The following is a 2,985-nucleotide window of genomic DNA, read 5'->3' as shown; positions in this document are numbered from 1 at the left end:
CATATTATATGGTTAAGTCCTCGATCTATTAGTATTCGTCAGCTCCACATGTCACCATGCTTCCACCTCGAACCTATCAACCTGATCATCTTTCAGGGATCTTACTAGCTTACGCTATGGGAAATCTCATCTTGAGGGGGGCTTCATGCTTAGATGCTTTCAGCACTTATCCCTTCCGCACATAGCTACCCAGCTATGCCCTTGGCAGAACAACTGGTACACCAGCGGTGCGTCCATCCCGGTCCTCTCGTACTAAGGACAGCTCCTCTCAAATTTCCTACGCCCACGACGGATAGGGACCGAACTGTCTCACGACGTTCTGAACCCAGCTCGCGTACCGCTTTAATGGGCGAACAGCCCAACCCTTGGGACCGACTACAGCCCCAGGATGCGATGAGCCGACATCGAGGTGCCAAACCTCCCCGTCGATGTGGACTCTTGGGGGAGATAAGCCTGTTATCCCCGGGGTAGCTTTTATCCGTTGAGCGATGGCCCTTCCATGCGGAACCACCGGATCACTAAGCCCGACTTTCGTCCCTGCTCGACTTGTAGGTCTCGCAGTCAAGCTCCCTTATGCCTTTGCACTCTACGAATGATTTCCAACCATTCTGAGGGAACCTTTGGGCGCCTCCGTTACACTTTAGGAGGCGACCGCCCCAGTCAAACTGCCCACCTGACACTGTCTCCCGGGTCGATAAGACCCGTAGGTTAGAATTTCAATACAGTCAGGGCGGTATCCCACCAGCGCCTCCACCGAAGCTAGCGCTCCGGTTTCAATGGCTCCCGCCTATCCTGTACAAACTGTACCAAAATTCAATATCAGGCTACAGTAAAGCTCCACGGGGTCTTTCCGTCCTGTCGCGGGTAACCTGCATCTTCACAGGTACTATAATTTCACCGAGTCTCTGGTTGAGACAGTGCCCAAATCGTTACACCTTTCGTGCGGGTCGGAACTTACCCGACAAGGAATTTCGCTACCTTAGGACCGTTATAGTTACGGCCGCCGTTTACTGGGGCTTCAGTTCAGAGCTTCGCTTACGCTAACCCCTCTCCTTAACCTTCCAGCACCGGGCAGGTGTCAGCCCCTATACTTCGCCTTACGGCTTCGCAGAGACCTGTGTTTTTGCTAAACAGTCGCTTGGGCCTATTCACTGCGGCTTTCCGTTAAGAAAGCACCCCTTCTCCCGAAGTTACGGGGTCATTTTGCCGAGTTCCTTAACCAGAGTTCTCTCGCACACCTTAGGATTCTCTCCTCGCCTACCTGTGTCGGTTTGCGGTACAGGCACCTTTTATCTCGCTAGAAGCTTTTCTTGGCAGCGGGGAATCAAAGACTTCGCTCCATAAGGAGCTTCCCCATCACAGCTCAGCCTTCACGATAAGCGGATTTGCCTACTTATCAGCCTAACTGCTTGGACGTGCACAACCAATCGCACGCTTCTTCTATCCTTCTGCGTCCCTCCATTGCTCAAACGATAAAGAGGTGGTACAGGAATATCAACCTGTTGTCCATCGCCTACGCCTGTCGGCCTCGGCTTAGGTCCTGACTAACCCTGAGCGGACGAGCCTTCCTCAGGAAACCTTAGGCATTCGGTGGACGGGATTCTCACCCGTCTTTCGCTACTCATACCGGCATTCTCACTTCTAAGCGCTCCACCAGTCCTTCCGGTCTGACTTCACTGCACTTAGAACGCTCCCCTACCACTGATACCATTGGTATCAATTCGCAGCTTCGGTGGTGTATTTAGCCCCGGTACATTTTCGGCGCAGAGTCACTCGACTAGTGAGCTATTACGCACTCTTTAAATGGTGGCTGCTTCTAAGCCAACATCCTAGTTGTCTAAGCAACTCCACATCCTTTTCCACTTAATACACACTTTGGGACCTTAGCTGGCGATCTGGGCTGTTTCCCTCTTGACTACGGATCTTATCACTCGCAGTCTGACTCCTAAGGATAAGTCATTGGCATTCGGAGTTTGACTGAATTCGGTAATCCGATGAGGACCCCTAGTTCAATCAGTGCTCTACCTCCAAGACTCTTACACTTAAGGCTAGCCCTAAAGCTATTTCGGGGAGAACCAGCTATCTCCAGGTTCGATTGGAATTTCTCCGCTACCCACACCTCATCCCCGCACTTTTCAACGTGCGTGGGTTCGGGCCTCCATTCAGTGTTACCTGAACTTCACCCTGGACATGGGTAGATCACCTGGTTTCGGGTCTACGACCACGTACTAAACGCCCTATTCAGACTCGCTTTCGCTGCGGCTCCGTCTCTTCAACTTAACCTCGCACGGGATCGTAACTCGCCGGTTCATTCTACAAAAGGCACGCCATCACCCATTAACGGGCTCTGACTATTTGTAGGCACACGGTTTCAGGATCTCTTTCACTCCCCTTCCGGGGTGCTTTTCACCTTTCCCTCACGGTACTGGTTCACTATCGATCACTAGGGAGTATTTAGCCTTGGGAGATGGTCCTCCCAGATTCCGACGGAATTTCACGTGTTCCGCCGTACTCAGGATACATTCAAGAGAGAACGAAGTTTCGACTACGGGGTTGTTACCCTCTACGACGGACCTTTCCAGGTCGCTTCGTCTACCTCGTTCCTTTGTAACTCCGTATAGAATGTCCTACAACCCCAAGAGGCAAGCCTCTTGGTTTGGGCTAGATTCCGTTTCGCTCGCCGCTACTCAGGAAATCGCATTTGCTTTCTCTTCCTCCAGGTACTTAGATGTTTCAGTTCCCTGGGTCTGTCTTCCATACCCTATGTATTCAGGTAAGGATACCATACCATTACGTATAGTGGGTTTCCCCATTCGGAAATCTTCGGATCAAAGCTTACTTACAGCTCCCCGAAGCATATCGGCGTTAGTCCCGTCCTTCATCGACTCCTAGTGTCAAGGCATCCACCGTGCGCCCTTTCTAACTTAACCAAACTAAAATTAAAAAATATGAGCTACACTGTTATCTAGTTTTCAAAGAACATAC

At 51.2% G+C, this 2,985-nt stretch carries 1 rRNA gene; it reads right to left on the bottom strand.

Features of this window, described 5'->3' with window-relative positions:
* Nucleotides 1–8 precede the first annotated feature (8 nt).
* Nucleotides 9–2,930, bottom strand: a 23S ribosomal RNA gene (locus JDS95_RS30300).
* Nucleotides 2,931–2,985 lie beyond the last annotated feature (55 nt).

The organism is Bacillus cereus group sp. N24 (genome assembly GCF_016483345.1).
Taxonomy (GTDB): domain Bacteria; phylum Bacillota; class Bacilli; order Bacillales; family Bacillaceae_G; genus Bacillus_A; species Bacillus_A toyonensis.
This window is presented reverse-complemented; position numbering and strand designations above follow the sequence as displayed.